14 protein-coding genes are annotated in these 18,772 nt (G+C 65.0%); 3 read left to right on the top strand and 11 right to left on the bottom strand.

The window, feature by feature from the left end; genetic code table 11:
* Positions 1-139 precede the first annotated feature (139 nt).
* A complete protein-coding gene (locus Q0309_RS12405; RefSeq protein ID WP_366940620.1) occupies positions 140-505 on the top strand; it encodes a hypothetical protein in 366 nt (121 codons plus the stop codon).
* Between the two features lie 11 nt (positions 506-516).
* Here Q0309_RS12405 and Q0309_RS12410 read toward each other — a convergent pair whose 3' ends face one another.
* From Q0309_RS12410 to Q0309_RS12450, 9 genes are all read right to left on the bottom strand, one after another.
* On the bottom strand, positions 517-1,341 hold the full coding sequence (locus tag Q0309_RS12410) for a phosphodiesterase (protein ID WP_299441337.1): 825 nt from the start codon (positions 1,339-1,341) through the stop codon (positions 517-519).
* Positions 1,338-1,622 carry a TOBE domain-containing protein gene (locus Q0309_RS12415; protein WP_299441340.1) on the bottom strand — a complete coding sequence of 95 codons (285 nt, stop codon included), beginning with the start codon at positions 1,620-1,622 and terminating at the stop codon, positions 1,338-1,340. Before Q0309_RS12415 ends, Q0309_RS12410 begins: the two co-directional genes overlap by 4 nt.
* A 1-nt stretch (position 1,623) precedes the next feature.
* Positions 1,624-4,812 carry a DNA methyltransferase gene (locus Q0309_RS12420; protein ID WP_299441343.1) on the bottom strand — a complete coding sequence of 1,063 codons (3,189 nt, stop codon included), beginning with the start codon at positions 4,810-4,812 and terminating at the stop codon, positions 1,624-1,626.
* Between the two features lie 301 nt (positions 4,813-5,113).
* On the bottom strand, positions 5,114-6,091 hold the full coding sequence (locus Q0309_RS12425) for an oligopeptide/dipeptide ABC transporter ATP-binding protein (RefSeq protein ID WP_299441346.1): 978 nt from the start codon (positions 6,089-6,091) through the stop codon (positions 5,114-5,116).
* Positions 6,088-7,140, bottom strand: a complete 1,053-nt coding sequence (locus Q0309_RS12430; protein WP_299441349.1) for an ABC transporter ATP-binding protein — start codon at positions 7,138-7,140, stop codon at positions 6,088-6,090. Before Q0309_RS12430 ends, Q0309_RS12425 begins: the two co-directional genes overlap by 4 nt.
* Positions 7,137-8,819: an HAD-IIA family hydrolase gene (locus tag Q0309_RS12435; RefSeq protein WP_299441352.1), complete on the bottom strand. Its 1,683-nt coding sequence runs from the start codon at positions 8,817-8,819 to the stop codon at positions 7,137-7,139. The genes Q0309_RS12430 and Q0309_RS12435 overlap by 4 nt, the downstream gene beginning before the upstream one ends.
* Before the next feature lie 103 nt (positions 8,820-8,922).
* On the bottom strand, positions 8,923-10,479 hold the full coding sequence (locus Q0309_RS12440) for an ABC transporter substrate-binding protein (RefSeq protein ID WP_299441355.1): 1,557 nt from the start codon (positions 10,477-10,479) through the stop codon (positions 8,923-8,925).
* A gap of 106 nt (positions 10,480-10,585) precedes the next feature.
* The gene (locus Q0309_RS12445; protein ID WP_299441358.1) at positions 10,586-11,518 is read right to left on the bottom strand and encodes an ABC transporter permease; all 933 of its coding nucleotides are present in this window, start codon (positions 11,516-11,518) and stop codon (positions 10,586-10,588) included.
* A 2-nt stretch (positions 11,519-11,520) separates the two neighbouring features.
* Complete coding sequence (locus Q0309_RS12450) at positions 11,521-12,441, bottom strand: ABC transporter permease (protein WP_299441361.1); 921 nt, start codon at positions 12,439-12,441, stop codon at positions 11,521-11,523.
* Between the two features lie 248 nt (positions 12,442-12,689).
* On the opposite strand from Q0309_RS12450, the gene Q0309_RS12455 reads away from it, so the two are divergent.
* The gene (locus Q0309_RS12455) at positions 12,690-13,316 is read left to right on the top strand and encodes a response regulator transcription factor (RefSeq protein WP_299441364.1); all 627 of its coding nucleotides are present in this window, start codon (positions 12,690-12,692) and stop codon (positions 13,314-13,316) included.
* Positions 13,317-13,457: 141 nt separating this feature from the next.
* On the opposite strand, the gene Q0309_RS12460 is transcribed toward Q0309_RS12455, so the two are convergent.
* The gene (locus tag Q0309_RS12460; protein WP_299441367.1) at positions 13,458-15,086 is read right to left on the bottom strand and encodes an ATP-binding protein; all 1,629 of its coding nucleotides are present in this window, start codon (positions 15,084-15,086) and stop codon (positions 13,458-13,460) included.
* Between the two features lie 464 nt (positions 15,087-15,550).
* The gene (locus Q0309_RS12465) at positions 15,551-16,552 is read right to left on the bottom strand and encodes a hypothetical protein (RefSeq protein WP_299441370.1); all 1,002 of its coding nucleotides are present in this window, start codon (positions 16,550-16,552) and stop codon (positions 15,551-15,553) included.
* Positions 16,553-16,925: 373 nt separating this feature from the next.
* On the opposite strand from Q0309_RS12465, the gene Q0309_RS12470 reads away from it, so the two are divergent.
* A complete protein-coding gene (locus Q0309_RS12470) occupies positions 16,926-18,770 on the top strand; it encodes a peroxidase family protein (protein WP_299441373.1) in 1,845 nt (614 codons plus the stop codon).
* The last annotated feature ends 2 nt before the right edge of the window (positions 18,771-18,772 follow it).

Consider the following 18,772-nt stretch of genomic DNA (forward strand, 5'->3'; position numbering starts at 1 on the left):
GTCAGCGCGCCATGCCAGCCCTTGAGTATGATCAGGATGCGTTTGTGACGCAGTAGGAATAAGGGCAATCCGGTTTTTTCTTGATCGGGAGGGTCGCCTTCGGGATCGCGCTTTGTTCGACCTCGCCATCGACAGCAAATTGCGGGGATGCGATCTCGTGAAGATCAAGATCGGGACGCTCGTTGCCGGACCGGAAATCCGAACGCGGGGCATGGTGATACAACAGAAAACGGGGACGCCGGTGCAGTTCGAGCTGATGGCTGACGCCCGAGCGAGTCTGCTTGCATGGCTCGGGCGGCGCGGTGGAACTGTGGACGACTTTGCCTTCCCCAGCCGGGTTGATCATGCGAACCACATCAGTACGCGGCAGTATGCCCGCCTTGTTGATGAGTGGGTTTCGGCCATTGGCCTCCGACCCGAAGAGTATGGAACGCACTCTCTTCGACGGACCAAGGCCCAATGCGGTCATGTGCCGGTCCAGTTCGGACACTGGGGCAAATGGTGATGCGGTGCTACTCACCCGATCAACCCGCCGTCAGGGGCAAAAAAAGGGTGCGGGCCGTCGAACCGCCCCACGGCGCTGAGGTGCGATGTCAGCAGGCCGGCCGGATCGAGCCGGAACAGGCGGATCATGGGCGGGTCCATGGTGAACGACGGCGCGGCGTCTGGGTGGAAATCGAGCGTCACCGCGTGGGCCGGGCTTGGCGCGATGCTGACCCCGATGCCGCGTATGGTGGTCTCGACGGCGCGGTGGACGTGGCCGCAGGCGACATGCCGCACCTGGGGATGACGCGCCAGGACCTCGAACAGCGCGTCGGCGGTGCGCAGGTTCTGGACGTCCATGTGGCACAATCCCGTTTCGAACGGGGGGTGGTGCTGGAAGATGAGGGTCGGCTTGGCCGGGGCCTCGGCAAGGCGCGCGTCCAGCCACGCCAGACGCTCGGCACAGAGATGGCCGTGCGGCTGCCCCGGCACCGTGGTGTCCAGGCCGATCAGACGCAGCGGAAAGCGGTCCTCGACGACCAGGAGGAACGGGCCGGGGGCCGCCCGGCGGTCGATGCCCTCGGGGAAGGTCGCGCGCAACGAGGCGCGGTCGTCATGGTTTCCGGGAACCGCAAGCCACGGCGCGCGCAAGGCGCCGAGCAGGTCCCGCAGGGCGGAGCTGTCTTCCGGCGTGCCTCCGTCGGTCAGGTCGCCGCTCAGAAGGACGGCGTCCACGGCCGGTCGCAGGGCGTTCAGGTGGTCGATGGCGCGGGCCAGAAAGTCCGCCGTGTCCACGCGGCCATAGGCGAGATGCCGGCCGGCCTTGATGTGCAAATCGGTCAACTGGGCGAGGATCATGGGGCGGTGCCCGCCTCGGCCATCGAAGCGGGATCCATGCGGGCGTCAGGGCGCACCCGGACGGCCACCGACTGGCCATGATCGAAGGCGGTGCGCTCGCGCGTGTCCAGCACCACCGGCGCCTCGCCCGGTCCGGCCAGGATCAGGCGCGTGCGGTCGCCCAGGAAGAAGGCGGCCGTCACCGTGCCCGAGAAATCGGCCTCATCCGGGGCGACGATGTCGGCGTCCTCGGGCCGGAAGACCAAGTCGGGGTCGCGTTTCTCAATCGGGCGGGCGGTCACGTCAAACAGCGGCCTCCAGTAGAGCGATTTCGTCTTCCGTCAGGTCAAACAGGTCATAGACAATGCTGTTGATGTGAGCTTCCGCCTGGGCAATGTCGGCGGTCAGCCGCGCGATCTCCGCTCGATCCCGGGTGATCCAGTCTTCCCAATCCGAGCGCTCGGCCAGAGGGATGTCGGCCTTGAACGCCTTCTTGACCTCGGCCCGGAAGGCGGCGAAGTCGGGCAGGGTCCACCATTCCTTGAGCTTGGTCGTCAGCTTCGGGTCACGATCGGGTGGGCAGAGGTCCGGGATGCGGCGTGCGAGTGCTGTTTGAAGCTCAAGGCGTTTCTTGGCTGCCCGTTGGCAAGCATCAGTCAGCTCGGCCAGCCTCGTCATCTCTCCTTCGCTGAGATCGGGTAGTACGGCTTGCTCCACGAATTGGGAGTGCATCTGATGGAACCCTCCCCGAACAGGAACACTGTTGCCGGTAATGGTGAACCATGCCACTGTCGAATTCAGAAACGAAGCTAGCCATGCATCTGAAGAGCCAACAAAGTAACATTTATTGTTTGCGAAGTTTCCATTTTCCAACTGAAATTGCGGTACATCGCAGAATTCGGGATAAAGAACTTTTGTGCCCTCAAAATGCGGGCGGTATGCCTCTTGTGCCTGTTGCAGTTCGAACCATTCCTGTTTCGTGGCTCGCTTCTCCAGCTTCTCCTTGAACGGCAACAGCCAATCCCGGATGGCGGGATAGTCATCGATCCTGATCCGGTTTTTCGGGGTGTAGATCAGCCAGAGCCCGCGCGGCTCGGCCCGCCAGCGTTTCAGGTCCTTTCCTTCCAGGAAGGGCTTCAGAAGGTCGGCGGACTTGGGGTCTTCGGCGCACAGGCGGTCCTTGGTCGGCGTGTCGATCACGAACGCCTCGTTCAGCCCCGTCACAACACCGCGTAGCGGTGACCCGTAGACGTCCTTCAGGGTCTTGCGCCCCGTCCTGATCTTGTCGCGAAGCACGCGCAAGTCCGGGTTCTCAAGTTCCCATGACCCGCCCCCGAGCGCGCTTTGCGGATACGGCCCGGCGGCGGCCTCCCACGTTGAGAGGAAATTGTGCTCCGGCAGGGAGTCCACCTTCCAGAACCGCAGATGATGCCCTTTCGGGGCCGCGCCACGTTTCAGGGTCAGGATCGCCGGGTACGTGGTGACACCTTCAAAGACCTGCAGGTCACCAAAATCCACCACCGCCTGGATGGTGGCCTTGCGGAGCAGGTATTCCCGCAAGGGCCTGCCCGACCCCGTCTTGAAGAACGTGCTTGAAGAAATGAAGCCCAAACGCCCACCGTCTTTCAGCAGCCGCAGGCCACGCTCGTAGAAATAACAGTACAGATCCGCTCGGTCGGAAACGACTTCATATCGCTTTTCCAGATACGGCTTTAGAGCCTTCAGATGTTCCATTCGTACATAAGGCGGATTGCCCAGAACGACATCAAACCCACCTTCGGCGAAAACCTCGGGAAACGCCGAATCCCATGTAAACGGGTGATTCAGGTACGCAAAATTGCTGTCTTCAATTAAGCTGTCGCCCACATTTATACTGCCCGAAAGACTATCCAGCACCTTTCCGCGTCGCGCCGTCTTGATCCACAGTGAAAGTTTTGTGATCTCGACACTCTCATTGTTGACGTCGACACCAAACAAGTTGTTCGCCAGGATCTCGCTGTCGGGTATGTAGTTGAGGAGATCGCCGACATGCTCGGCCTTGGGCAAGAGGTCCTTGATTTTGTCATTCACGCGGGTCAACTCGGCCTTCATGAAGTCGAACGCCATGACAAGGAAGACCCCGGACCCGCAGGCGGGATCGACAATCCGAAGCGTTTTCAGGCGCTCGCGATAGGCTTGCCATGCTTCCAATTCGGCCGTTTTTCTCCGCCACGGGATATTGGCGTAGTTAGAAAGGTCGGCGCCTCTCCTGGCATGGTCTTGCACGATGCCGTGGAAGATCTCTTCCAGGTATTTGCCCAGGGTTTCGGCGACGATGAAGCGCGCGATATAGTCGGGTGTGTAGACGACCCCGTCCCGCCTGCGCCGTCCGGTTGTACCACTGGCCCTTTCCGTCTCTTCCTCTTCGCCGCGCGCGGCGGCCTGCAGGCGCTCAACGTCCGTGATCGATTGTTCGAAGATATGCCCGAGAACCGTGACAGAAATCTCGGAGGCAAAATCATAGGACCCGATTTTCTTAAAGTCCTCGCAGATTTCATCAGGCAAACAAAGCGAGTCGATTTGGCCGTCGGCATAGAACAAACCACCATTGTAGCGCGGAATGTTCAACCCGGCGCTACCAAGGTCAATCGCACGAAAGAGCCCTTTGAAATTGTCCCAAACAGGCCTTGGGTTGTAGGGGTCACGGTTAGAAAATGCATCGCTTAGCGTATTGCTCGGCAACAGACCTGTATCTTCGGCAAAAGCGATAAACAGTATTCTATCAAGAATTTTCTGCGCAACGGCGATGGCATCTAATTGATCAATAGATTTGTCCCCATCTTGTATGGCCCCAATCAGCCGCCCGCGTAGCGCCTTATAGTCCTGGTAAAGGCTGTCTGTGATGTCCTTGTCTTCTTGTCGGCTTTCTCTCAGCAGGTCCAGCGTGCGATCCGACAGCAGATTTTCCGCTGACAAGAGAAGCATGAACCGCGCGTACTGCTCGGGGTCCGTGAGCTGCTCCAGGCGGAAGGTTTCGTAGGCAGAGGTTCCTTCGCCAAAACCATACAGCCGGAGCTCCACCATGTTGGAGACCAGGACCCATTTCACGCCACGCGCCTTTATGGCGTATTCCCATGCCTGTTGGACCGGACTCTTGCTCCGGCCTGGCATGATCGCATCAAGGTCGCGCGTGTCCGCCCCTTTCAGTTCAAATGGCGCCACGATATCAGGCGTCTTGCCACCAAACCGGCCAAGGGCGAGGTCGACGCTGCCCCGCAAGATCGCCTGTTCCGTCGAAACCGTGTAGCTTGCCCCGGCCGTGGGGCCACGGTAGCCAAGAACGCCTTCAACGATCTTGCTGGCAAACTCGCCGTGCAAGGCGGTTTCGTTGTGTGAATATATTCGGCCAGAACGTATCATATCTGACCAGGACTCTAGTATAGCTAGGTGTTCGCTGGGAATATTTTCTGGCTTGAGTTGGCGGTTAATGGTTTTTCGGTTGAACAGGTGCATTGAGTAAAACCTAAATGATGTCGCAACTTAGAATACCGTTTGAGAGCATCTCGCCTTCGCCACAGTCCTGCGCGCCGCCTGCCCCGCCGTGAACGCCACAACACCGCCATGCGTGTCGGTCCTCGGTGGCTCCCTCATGACCGGAATCGTACGCCAGATGCGCGCCAAGGAAAACCCCGCTCGGCGCGGCGGCGAGTGTTACGAGGAGCCGACGGGGTCCTATTTGGCGACCACTGTCAGGCAGCCGACCAGTCGACACCCGATTCCGGCGCGCCGAACACACCCAGGCCGACGGTCAGGATCATGCCACATGGCAAGCCACACCATGATCCGCGCCAATGGTCCGCATGGACGGGATCGCGTCCGCGCAGTCCGCGCGTGCGACGGGGCACCGGGTGCGGAAGACACAGCCCGATGGTGGTGCCAGGGGGCTGGGCATTTCCCCGACTAGGCGAAGACGTCGGCTCGCCGATGTCCGATGCGCGCGCGGGACCGGAACCGGGGCGGCGGAGAGTAGCGCCTGGGTGTATGGGTGGCGGGGCGAGCGGTACAGTTCCGCCGCCGGAGCCACTTCCACGATGCGGCCCAGGTACATGACCGCCACACGGTCGCTGATGTATTCCACCACCGACAGGTCGTGCGAGACGAACAGCATGGTCAGGTTCAGGTCGCGCTGAAGGTCAACCAGCAGGTTGATGACCTGGGCCTGAACCGAAACGTCCAGGGCCGACACCGGCTCGTCGGCGAAGATGAAGTCGGGGTCCACGGCCAGCGACCGGGCGATGCCGATGCGTTGGCGTTGCCCACCGGAGAAGGCGTGGGGGTAGCGTCGCGCCTGCTCCGGGCGCAACCCGACTCGCTCCATCAGGGCCAGGACCCGTTCCGTACGCTCGGCGCGGCTGCCCAGGCGATGGACGTCCAGCGGTTCGGAGATGATGTCATGGACCGTCATGCGAGGGTTTAAGGAGGCATCGGGGTCCTGGAACACGACCTGCATACGGCGGCGCCAGCGGCGCAGCCGATGGCGGGGCAGGCGCAGCAAGTCGGTGCCCTCGACCAGCACGCGGCCGGCGGTCGGCTGCACGAGACGCATCAGCGAGCGTCCGAGCGTACTCTTGCCCGAACCGCTCTCCCCGACCAACCCCAGCACCTCACCCCGGGCGATGGTCAGGCTGACGTCGTCCACGGCTTTGACGAGGCCACGCGGGCGCAGGGTTCCGCGCACGGGGAACCAAGTGCGCAGGCCCTGTGCGTCCAGAAATGGGGCCGTCGCCGTCATTCCGCCGCCCCCAGTTGGGCTTGCGCAGTGGTTCCCGCCACACCATCGCACCACCGAAAACAGCGAACCGTGTGGCCGGTCGAGCTATTGACGGGCTCAGCGCTCGGTCGGGTGCGTTCGCAAGGATCGGGAACCGCACCGTCGCAGCGCGGCGCAAAGGCGCAGCCGGGCGGCATGGCCAGGGGATGGGGCACCACGCCTGGGATGGCCGACAGAGGGGCGCGTGTCGCGTCCGCCCGCCGATCCAGCCGGGGGATGGAGCGCAACAGGGCTGCCGTATACGGGTGCCGCGGGTTTGCGTACAAGTCCTCCACGGTGGCTTCCTCGACCGCCTGTCCGGCATACATGACCACTACACCGTCGGCCACCTCTGCCACCACGCTCAGGTCATGGGTGATGAACAGAACCGCCATGCCGATCTCTGACTGAAGATCGCGCACCAAGTCGAGGATTTGCGCCTGAATCGTGACATCCAGCGCGGTCGTGGGCTCGTCCATGATCAGCAGCGAGGGCTGGCACGACAGCGCCATCGCAATCATCACCCGCTGGCGCATACCGCCGGAGAGTAGGTGCGGATACGAGGTCAGGCGCTTTCGGGGCTCCGGGATGCCGACCCGCGCCAGGGTCTCCTCGGCAACGCCCCGAGCGGCGCGGTGTCCGAGTCCCTGGTGCAGGCGGACGGCCTCGGCGATCTGCTCGCCGATCTGAAGCACCGGGTTCAGCGAGGTCATGGGTTCCTGGAAGACCATGGCGATCTCGTTGCCCCGAATGGCGCGGCGGGTGCGCGCCGCCGCCGTCGCCAGATCCACCGTGGCACCGTCGCGGCGCCGGAACATCAGTGTGCCGCGCTCAATGCGCCCGCCGCCGTGCTCGACCAGCCCCAGGATGGCCAGCGCCGTGACCGACTTGCCGGAACCGCTCTCCCCCACCAGGGCCAGGGTTTCGCCCGTGTCCACCGACAGGGACACGCCCCGGGTGCCATGGATCGTGCCGGCCTCGGACGAAAAGCCGACCCAGAGATCGTGAATGTCGAGCAGGGCCTGGGTCATCCCGCGATCCTTTCCGTTGGCGGGCCGAGCCGATCCAGCAGGTCGGTCAGCGAAGCCACGCAGGCTGTTGGCGCGGGCACGGAAGCGCCGTCGATGTCGTCAAGCGTGGCGGTGTTGCCCGTTGCGACCAGAACCGAGCGGAGTCCCGCCGCTGCAGCGCCGGCGATGTCGGTTTCAAGGGTGTCGCCGACCATCAACACGCCGTGCGCCGGCAGGCCAAGCCGTTCCAGGGCGTGGTGGACGATATCGCGCGACGGTTTGCCGCCGATTTCCGCGCGCCGGCCGGTGGCGGTCTCCAGGAATGCGACCAGCGCGCCGCACTCCGGGTCCAACCCGTCCGCGCCCGGGATGGTGGGGTCCGGATTAGTGGCCACCAGCGCCGCTCCGGCGCGAACCAGACGGGCCGCCTCGGCCAGATCGCCCACCCGCAATGCTGGGTCGTAGCCCACCAACACCGCGTCGGGGGTTTGCGCACCAGGATCAATATCCAGGCCGGCGGCCCGAGCTTCCGCGTGCAGGGTCGCGGGTCCGAAAACCCGCACCCGATGCCGTCCGCGCGCGTCCAGGCCGCGACAGGTGGCCCAGCCGGCCGTGACGATTCTCTCGGCGGGCACCGGCATTCCAAGGCCCTTGAGTTTGGCCGCGGCGGTGATCGCCGTGGCGCGCGCGTTGTTGGTCAGCAACACGTAAGGCAGGCCGCGCGCGGTCAGGGCGTCCAGAAAGGCCGGGGCGTTGGGGATTGCCTCCGCGCCGCGATACAGCACGCCGTCCAGGTCGAGGATCAGCCCCGACACATCCCTCAGGTCCAGGGGCGCATCGGTTCGGCCACGTCGGTCCCGGGCCCGGGGCATGGCGGACATCCGGGGCGTCCAGCGGGTCGCGGGCGCCCTGAGCGGGATCGTCATGTCCAGGGAATCCAGACCGGCCACGCGCAGGCGCACACGGTCGGCGCGGATGTCCAGGTCGGCCCAGGCCCCGCAGGCCCGGCCCGGGGTGGTGAAGCTCTCGGTCAGGGATTGCACGGTCAGGTAGGGAACGGCGTCGACGGTCTGAACGCTGTTCCAGTGGACATGGCCGGCAAGGCAAAGGGCGACGTGGCGGCTGTCCTCAATCACCCGGCGGATCTCCGCGTGCTCGGGGTAGGTCGCCATGTGCGGGTTGGAGTCAAAATAGTAGTTGCCGGCCATCGAGCCTCCACCCAGGGGAACATGGGTCAGCACGATTGCCGGGGTCTCTGCGGCGGCCAGAGTCTCGGCCAGCCATGTCAGGTCGGAGGGACGCGGACGGAACGGGTCTGGGTAGGGAATAAAGGTGTCCGCCTGCCACAGCACGAGGCGCCAGCCATTCGCCTCGATGACCCGGTGGCCCATGTCCTGTCCCAGGATGCGGGCGTTTTCGTCGACGCTCAGGGTCGCGACGTCATGATTGCCGACGATGTGGGCGCGCGGCACCTCCAGACCGTCGAACACGTCCGCCACACCGGCCATCAGCCGGCGGTCAGTGGCGTGATCGACGTCGGAGATGCGGTCGCCGAGATCCAAGACCAGATCCGGTCTTGCGCGGTTGGCCTCCCGGATCACCTGTTCCAGAAACGGCAGGGCGCGCGAGCCGATCTTCACGCCCGTGTCGGCCCCGTGGTGAATGTCGGTGACCACAGTCAGTCTGAGGGGTTCGGGCATGGCGGAACGGTCCTGGGCCGGACGGTTGATTGCAACACGGCGGGCGAGGCGGAGACGGCGCCGGGCCAGCCCGTGCGGAGGCCGGCCCGGTTCCGGGTGAGGGTCAGTCCTTGCTCACGTTGCCGTGACGGAAATCCAGCACGTACGGAATATGCCCCGGCAGCGGCTCCCAAGTGACATCCTTGCGCAGGCCATAGGACTCGTAAGGCTGGTAGATGACGATGAACGGCGCCTCCTCGGCGGCGTATTCCTGGATGTCCTTGTAGGCGTCCAGGCGCTCGGCCGGATCCAGGGAGTAGCGGAAGCGGTTCCACATCTCCTTGTACTCCTCGTTCGGCGACCACGTGCCGGCGACGATGCGGGCGCCGGTCGGGCTCCACATGGTGCCGTAGGACCCCGCCGGATCCGGGAAGTACATCGGATTGGACCAGTTGCGGGCCATCATGTCTTCATCGGACCCGGTCCAGCGCTCATCGACGTTCAGTTTCATGGTGACGCCGACCTCGGCCCACATTTCCTGGATCGCCTGGGCGGCCAGCAGACCGTTTGTGTAGTAGGTCGGATGGGTGTCGTAGCGGATCTCGAAGCCGTCATAGCCGGCTTCCTCCAGCAGGGCGCGGGCCTTGTCGGGGTCGTAGTCCCAGATGGTGAACTCGGGATCGTGCAATTCTCCGTACTGCGGATATGTATGGCTGTTGGGCACGTGCGCCTTGCCATTCCAAAGGGCTTCGCTGAGCAACGCGCGATCAATGGCCAGATTGAGCGCCTGACGGATCGGCTTGGTCATTTTCGGGTGGTTGGCGTTATAGAAAACCACATGGAACAGCGGGGTGAGCATCCCCACGGTCTTGGTATTCGGATCGCTGTCGATGACCGCAAGCTGGTCCGGCGGCACGTTGGTGATGATGTCCACCTCACCGTTCTTCAGCGCGGTGATGCGGGCCGACAGTTCCGGCACGCGCACCAGTTCGATGCGCTCGAAGTCGGGCGCCTCTCCCCAGAAGTCGTCAAAGCGCTCCCACACAACCTTTTCGCCCGGGACCATCTCGGCCACCGCGTAGGGGCCGGTGCCGACCGGGGCCAGACCGAACGCCTCGAAGTCCGAGATCTCATCCACCTCGGGGTGGCCGGTCAGGCCCATCAGGTAGGCTTTCGGCACGATCATGGCCTGCTGCACATTCAACAGGGTCTCAAGGATCGGGTCCGGACGCTTGGTGAAGATGCGCACGGTGTAATCGTCGACTTTTTCGGCCCGGTCCATGTTCTCGAAGTATTCCTTCGAGCGCGTGATGTACGGCGGAAACTTGGGATGAAACAGGCGGTTGAGCGAAAAGACTACATCGTCGGCGGTCATCGGATCGCCGTTCTGGAACAGCACGTCGTCGCGCAGTTTCAGTTCCATGCAGGTCGGCGCGATCATCTCCCAACTGACGGCCAGGCCGGGGAGGTACTCGGGCTCGACCGTGTTGTGGTTCTTTTCGATCAGCGTATCGAAGGTGTTGTAGTACTGCATCGATCCGACGTTGGAGTGATCCTTGCCGGGGTCGAAGTACTCGCGGAGGTTCGCGGCGGCCACGCGCAACTCCTGCGCATCGGCCTGTGCGGCTCCGCTCATCAAGGCGGCAACGGCCACGGTGGCACGGCAAAACGTCTTCAGCATGGTCAGAGTCTCCGGATGGTGGATCGCGAACACGGGGTCTCACGGGAATCGGGGAACAGGTGTGCCGATGCGGTCGGTTGCGCCGACGTCTTCGGGTTGGGCCGCGTCAGTTCAGCCTCACGTCCAGGGTGTCGCGCAGCCAGTCGCCCAGAAGCAGGACAATCAAGGCGACCAGGACGATCAGGGCCGCCGGCGAGGCCACCACCCACCACGCCGAGGCCATGTAGTCCCGGCCCTGCCCGACCATGGCGCCGAGCGAGGCCGTGGGCGGCTGGACTCCCAGTCCCAGGAACGACAGGGAGCTTTCCAGCAGCACCAATTGGGAAAAGATCAGCGTCACCTGCACGATGATCGGCGACGCGATGTTGGGCAGCACGTGCCGCCAGGCCACCCGCCAGGGCGAGGCCCCCATGGCCCGGCAGGCTTCGATGAACGGAAGTTCCCGTACCGCCAGCACCTGGCCGCGCACGATGCGGCCGTACTGCTCCCAGTAGGCGATGCCCAGAACGGCGATCAGCACCGTCAGGTCGGTGCCCGCCACCGCGATGATGAACAGCGCCACCAGCGTGAAGGGGACGGCGATCTGAAGGTCCACCAGACCCATGATGAGGGACTCCGTGACCCCCCGCGCGAGCCCGGCTGTCAGGCCCAGGGTCACGCCCACGGTCAGGCTCATGATCGCGCCCAGGGACGCCAGTCCGAGCGTGACCTGCAGGCCGTGGATGCAGCGCGACAGCATGTCGCGGCCCAACTGGTCGGTGCCGAGAACGAAGCTGTCGGCGGCCCCCTCCAGTCCCAGGGGTGGTTTCAGCCGTTTCAACAGGGATTGGGCGTTCGGGTCGTACGGCGCGACCACATCCGCGAACACCGCCAGCAGAACCAGCAATACGCCCAGCCCGGCACAGAGCCGGATGGACGGCGGCATCCGGCGCAACAGCAACCGCAGTCGCCCAGCCAGTGAATAGTCCATGTCGGCGCCGATGTCGGGCAGGCGCGCGGCGGTGGCGGCGGAGGGCGTCGGGACCACGCGGCGGGCCATGGTCACGCCTCCACCCGGATACGGGGGTCGGCAAGGGCGTACAGCACGTCCACCGCCAGGTTCACCAGGACAACGACGGCGGCGAACATCAGCACGCCGAACTGCAACGCCGGATAGTCGCGCCCGATGGTGGACAGCACGATCAACTCGCCGATGCCCGGCCAGGCGAACACCGCCTCGATGATGACGGCGGCCCCCATCACGTTGGTGACCTGAAGCCCCAGCACGGTGATCACGGGAATCAGCGCGTTGCGCAATCCGTGCTTGAACACGACCACGCGCTCGTCCAGACCCTTGGCCCGCGCGGTGCGCATGTAGTCGGCGGACAGCACGTCCAGCATGGCGCTCCGCGTGAAGCGCACCACCGCCGCCAGCAACGCGGCGGACACCGCCAGCGTGGGCATGACCAGATGCCAGGGCGATCCGGTGCCGGCGCTGGGCAGCAGATGCAACAGATAGCTGAAGATCAACAGCATCAGAATGGCGAGCACGAAGTTCGGGACCGCGTAGCCCAGGAAGGCGACAGCGACGATGAGCCGCCCCAGCGGCGAACGTCGCTTCAGCGCGGCGGCGATGCCCAGCGGTACACCCAGCCCCGCCGCCAACAGCACGGCGGCGACATACAGCGCCAGCGTGGGACCCAGCCGCTCGGCGTACATGTCGGTGACGGGCCGGCGCTCATAAAAACTCAGGCCGAAATCACCGGAAAACACGCTCTTGACGTAGATCGCGTACTGATCGAGCAGGGACAGATTCAGGCCCAGGTATTCGATCATCGCGTCGCGGGACTCCGGATCGGTGCCTTCCGGAATCAGGAAGTCGATGGTATTACCGGTCATCCGGGTCGCCACGAACACGGCGGTCAGGATGATCCAGATCGTCAGCAAGGCACGCAGCGTTCGGAAACCGATGTAGCGGGCCATGACGGTCGTTCCCGGCCAGGATCGAGGGGGGCGCGTGCGTCCGCGTCTCCCGTCCGTATAGGGGTCGCGCTCCTGACCAGGGGTGATGCTTTTCTGACAAGAAGTACCGGCCGGCCGGCCCGTTCGGGACGGTTCGGTAGAGGCATCACGATCCGCGGCGGCGCCGCTTGATGTCCGGGCCGGACACCGGGTACTTTGGTCCCGACCCGTCCCGTTCGGGCACCGTGGACCGGCCGGAGCCGTCATCCATGAAACTGCTGATCGCCGACGATCATGCCCTGGTGCGCCGGGGTCTGAAGACCCTGCTCCAGACCATCGATCCGGGCCTGGAGGTGCTGGAGGCCGACTCGTTTCCGGAAGTGCTGGAGCATATGGTCCGGAACGACGACATCAGTTTGGTGCTCCTGGACTTGGTGCTGCCGGGCACGAACGGGCTGGACGGATTGCGTCTGGTGCGTGAGCAGTATCCGGACGTGGCCGTCCTGATCGTCTCGATGAGCGAGGATCCGACAGACATTCGGGACGCGCTGGCGCTGGGCGCGGTCGGATACGTGCCGAAGTCCACCGGCGACGCGGTGCTGGCCGGGGCCATCAGGCTCGTTCTGGCCGGGGGGACCTATCTGCCGCCTCAGGTTCTGGACGGCGCCAGGCCGTTGTCCTCTGCCGGGTCGGAGCCCACTCCGGCGGGCCTGACCGACCGCCAGCGGGCCATTCTGGATCTGCTGTCCACCGGGGCCAGCAACAAACGCATCGCCAGCCGGCTCGGGCTGGCCGAACAGACGGTCAAGAACAACGTCACCGTCCTACTGCGTCATCTCGGTGCCGCCAATCGGACCGAGGCGGTCGCGCTCGCCCGGATGCGACGGCAGCCCTGATCTGCTCTAATACCAACGGTCATTGAGAATGACCGTTGAAGTCCGTGGCCGGCCCGCTCCCCCACCCGACCACCCCAAGCATACTGTCGTGGGTGGTCGGGTGGGGGAGCGGGCTGGTGCAGCCCGGCGGATGAGTTTTACTCATCCGCCGGTGGCATAAGACGGCAACAGCCGCGTGACAAGTTGTCGAAGTCGCAGGGGACGCACGGGCTTGTGGAGAACAGGCGCGTCGATGCCTTGCAGCAGCCTCAGCTTGTCCGGAGAGGTATCCCCGGTGAGCAGAATGGCGGGCACGCTCCGCGTCCATGTCCGTCGCAGGCGGGCGATCGCCTCGTCGCCGCGGACCGCGTCGTCGAGATGAAAGTCAACGATCAACAGGTCCGGCGGCGCGGTGCTCGCCTCTCCCCAGGCGACCTGGACCATGCCCAGATTGGCGGCGGTGATGACCGAGGCGCCCCAGGTTTCCAACAGGCGCGCCATGCCCCGGGCAATGACCGGGTCGTCGTCCAGCACCAGGATGCGCCGGTCCTTCAGCGGCTCAGGCGCCACGACCGGGGCTACCGTGCCCGGGACGGATGTCGGCTCCGCCGTCGAAGGGGTGGCCGGCGCCACGGGGACGGTGACACCGAACCGCGCGCCCTTGCCGGGCACGGTGTCCACGGACAAGCGGTGCCCCAGCAGGGTCGCCAGGCGGGAGGCGATGGCCAGGCCCAGTCCCAAACCCTGTTGGCCCTGGTCCGGATCCGGGTCCGGAAGACGGTGGAACTCCTGGAACACATCGTCGATCCGTTCGGGCGGGAAGCCGATGCCAGTGTCGGCCACATCGATCCGAATGTCGGCCCCTTGGCGTCGCGCGCCGACCACGACCCCGCCGTCCCGCGTGTACTTGACGGCATTGGAACAGAAGTTGCGCAGGATGCGCCCGAGCATCGCCGGATCCGTCTGAACCCGCAAGCGGCTGGGTACGACCCTGAACCGCAGTCCGCGCCGCTCGGCCAACGGACCGTATTCGCGCCGCACGGCGGCCAAGAGTGGCCCCAGCTCCACCGGGCGGGGATCGGGCTGCAGCACGCCGGCGTCCAGCTTGGAGATGTCGAGCAGGGAATCGAACAGACCACCCAAGGCCAGGGCGCATTCCTGGAGATCCGTCAGAACCTCAAGCGCGGCCGGTTCCGACAGACGGTGTTCCAGCACCGACAGGAAGATGCCCATGGCATGGAGAGGTTGACGCAGGTCGTGACTGGCGGCCGCCAGGAACCGCGACTTCGCCAGATTGGCCTGCTCGGCGGCCTGCTGGGCCTCGCGGGCGCGCGCCTCGGCGCGCTTGCGGTCAGTGATGTCCGCGTACAGGCCGACCACGCCACCGGACCGCGTCCGGCGTTCCCGGAACTGGTACCAGCGTCCGTCATGGCTCAGAACCTCGCCGGTGGCGTAGCCGTCCCGGTGCAGCCGCATCCGGTGCTGGCGGTACAGGTCGGGGTGTCGGTCGGCGTCGGCGATGCCGTCAAGCTGTTTGACCGAGCCAGCCCGGATGTTCATGTCCACCAGGTCGCGAAAGCGGATGCCGGGCCGAACCCGCGCCGGTTCGGCGAACCGCCGGGCGTAGCGTTCGTTGCACAGGACAAGGCGGTCCTGGGCATCCCACAGCACGAAGGCTTCGGCCATGTTCTCGATGGCGTCGATCAGGAGAGCGGCCGACACGTCGTAATCGAGGGCCTGGATCGGGTCGCCGGAGGTGGTTGGGCGCGTTGGGCCAGTGGGAGCGGACATGCGGTGGGTCCGAACAAGGGGCGCCCCGACTGGGCTCGGCGCGGGGCCTTTCGTTCCACCAAAACACGGGTCCAGACCCCAAGTCAGTCACGGATCCATGACAAGCGGCGACCATGGGGACCGGAAACCGGAAACAGGGGCGGCGCGGATCGGACTCGGATAGTTTCCGGTCTTCTGGCACAAGGCTGAGGCTGCCTCGGGGGCCGTGCCGCCTCTCCAGAACGGCGATCAGAATGGAATTGCCAACTTTCCGCACGCGATGTCGCGGCAATCCGGATCAGGTTGTTCCGCTGGCTCGACCGCGACGGAACGGCCAACGCCTGGATGGCGCCCGGCGGCCTCTCCGGCGTTGACCGCTTCTACGGCACAATGAGAACGGTGTGGCGGTGGCAGAACGGCATGGCTGTGGATCGGCGCGAGCCCCGGCGCAGGTGCTCGCCTGCGATCCCGCCCCTCGGTGGCGTTCACGGCGTCGCGGCTGAGCGGAGGACCTCCTTGAGCATTCGCTGCTGTGCCTTGCGCGCGTCGACCATGCCGGCGTAACGGCCGTCCTTCATCGCGAGAACAAACGGCTGCTGGGTGTCGGCGAGGACATGGGCCTGCGCAGTCTTGTCGACCTCCAGATCGACGCGTTTGCTCACCAGCCACGAGGCAAAAAGGGTCTCGGCCTGGCGCAGATCGATCCAGTCCGGCTCAAAAGGATCTTCGATCATCAGGAGGTCTGGGACGCCCGGATCGGGGTTCTGCATCTGATTGACGAGAATCCGTGTCATCACGTGATTGCCGATTTGCGTGAAGTAGTTTTGATATTCCGGGTAGCGTGGGTAGGACCCATTCGCGTTAGGCTGCCCCGCCTGCAATTGCGTCAGATAGGACCGCGCGTGGTTCCAAACCGCCTCGTAACGCGGATCATCCCGCGTCATGGCGGTGATCACATCCTCTGGCGAGATCCACCCGCCAGGTTGGCGCGGCGTGCCCCCGACGGTCCCGAGCACAACGATGGCGCGCGGCGTGTCCAGCATTGTGGCCGTACCGGCTAACGCGAACAGGCGCGAGCGGTACCAGGCGCGCCCGTCCTCAAGGTCTGCGACGACGAACGTCTCCTGGGCGAGCCTGGCGGCGGCGTGGTCGAGCGCCTCCTGGGTCGTATCCTGCAGCAGCAGTCCGGGATCGACGATGTTGGGCGGCATCACGTCCGTCCGGGTCTCCACCACCGCGGCGGAGAAATCGAAGGCGATCCCCCCGGGCAGCGTCACGCTGGCCCGGCTGGCCTGGAGCTCCCCCAGCACTCGCATGGCCGGCGAGGCCGCCGCGAGACCCGCCGCTGCGATCAGGGCCAGGGGCCAGCCGCTCGTCTCGTTCGGCCAGCCGACCTGCTGGCTGAGAACGACAAACCCGATCAGCACGACAGCGAACACGGCGGCCGCCGTCAGCAGTTCCGAGGGTGTGATCGCAAACCGGTTCATGTGTTGCTCCCTGAAGTGTGACCCGCTGTGCGGGGTCTCGGTCGCATCTTGAGCGCAACGAACGTCCGGTGTCCGCCCAGCCTCGTCAAAGCGCACAGAGGGCGGTGCTCACCTCTGCCGAAAGGCCGAACGCTGTCCTCTGGCGTTGCCGGTGGTCACCTCTTGTTCCCATTGACGGCCCGGTCATTTCTTGAAAATAATAGACAGATTTCTTGGTGTCCATGCAACATTGAATGCGCGGTCACGGTATGCGCCAAAAAGCATCCGCAAAAACCGAGCCCGTCGGCTAGCGTCATAGGGTCTTATACAGGCCCAGAAACAAACAAGGTTAAGACAAGACCCAACAGCACAAAATGGCAGGCGGGGGCGTGAAATGGACCTGTTCGAGCGATTTCTGGGGTTTCTGGCACGGCGCACGGAACGCATCCGGGTCTGGCACCATTGGCCCTTTCTGCTGGGCTTGGCCATTGTCGTCGGCCACCGCGTCAACCTGCGTCACGAAAACCTGACGGACACCGAAACAGCACCGAAGCCGGTGCCACCGCCCGAGGATTTCGACATCCAGGGTGCGCGCACGGCCGACGGCACGTTCAACGATCTCGGCACGCCCTGGATGGGCAGCGCCCACACCCGCTTCGGCCGCAATCTGCCACTGTCGGCGACCTACGCCGAGACCGGCGAGACGCTGATGGACCCCAGTCCGCGCCTGGTGTCGCGGCGGCTGCTGGCGCGCGGCGAGTTCGCGCCGGTGCCGCACCTGAACCTTCTGGCCGCCGCCTGGATCCAGTTCATGGTCCACGACTGGCTGGGTCACGGCAAGAACGACAAGACCGTCAAGCACGAGATCCCCCTGGAGGAGCACGACGACTTCCCCATGCGGCCGATGACCGTGCTGCGCACCCGGCCGGATCCCGACACCAACCCGCAGGACGAGGGGCGTCCGAGCACCTTCCGCAACGTCGAGACCCATTGGTGGGATGGATCGCAGATCTATGGCTCCGGCGCCGAGCGCCTGCGCCAGGTGCGCGGCGGTGTCGATGCCAACGGGCAGCCGTCCGACGTTCTGCCGGACGGCAAGCTGGCGATCGACGACAAGGGCCATCTGCTGGTGGATCCGACCACCAAGGAGCCCAACCTCGAACTGAGCGGCGTGAATGGCAACTGGTGGGTCGGGCTGTCGGTGCTGCACACCCTGTTCACCCGTGAGCACAACGCCATCGTCGACCGCCTGCGCATCGACCACCCCCAGGCCAGCGGCGAGTGGCTGTTCCAGAAGGCGCGGTTGGTCAACGCCGCCCTGATGGCCAAGATCCACACCGTGGAATGGACGCCGGCGCTGATGGACTCGCCGGTCGGCCGCATGGCCATGCGCGGCAACTTCTGGGGCCTGACGGGCGAGCACATCGTCAACGCCTTCGGCCGGCCGTCCGACAGCGAGGTGATCGCTGGCATTCCCGGCTCGCCGCAGGACCACCACGGCGTGCCCTACGCCATGACCGAGGAGTTCACGGCGGTCTACCGGTTGCACTCGTTGCTGCCGGATGGGGTCAAGGTCCGCCGCCACACCGACGACAGCGCAATCGTCGAGAAGAGTCTGCTTGACCTCGCGTTCGGCAAGACCCGCGAGATCTACGACAGCGCATCGTTCCCCGACGTGCTGTATTCGCTGGCCACGAGTCACCCTGGCGCGCTGGTGCTGAACAACTTCCCCAACAGCCTGCGCCGGCTGGAAAAGAAGGCCGACGAGTCGATCGTCGTCGACCTTGCGGCCGTCGACATCCTGCGCGACCGCGAACGCGGCGTGCCGCGGTTCAAGGAGTTCCGGCGCCTGATCGGCATGAAGCCGCCGGAGACCTTTGCCGACATCACCGACGACGCGGATTGGCAAAAGGCCCTGAAGGAAGTCTACGGTACCGTCGACAAGGTCGACCTGCTGGTGGGCACGCTGGCCGAGGCGCGCTCGGCGCGGGGCACGCCGTACCGGTTCGGGTTCTCCGACACGGCCTTCCGCGTCTTCATCGTCATGGCCTCGCGCCGCCTGAAGAGCGACCGCTTCTACACCGACGACTTCCGCCCCGAGATCTACACCGAGGCCGGCTTCCGCTGGGTGCGCGACAACACCCTGTCGACGGTGATCCGGCGCCACTGTCCGGAACTGGCCGACCGGTTCGCCGACGCGCGCAACCCGTTCTTCCCCTGGGCCAAGGCGCAGAGGTGAGG

The organism is uncultured Rhodospira sp., assembly GCF_937138205.1.
GTDB lineage: Bacteria > Pseudomonadota > Alphaproteobacteria > Rhodospirillales > Rhodospirillaceae > Rhodospira.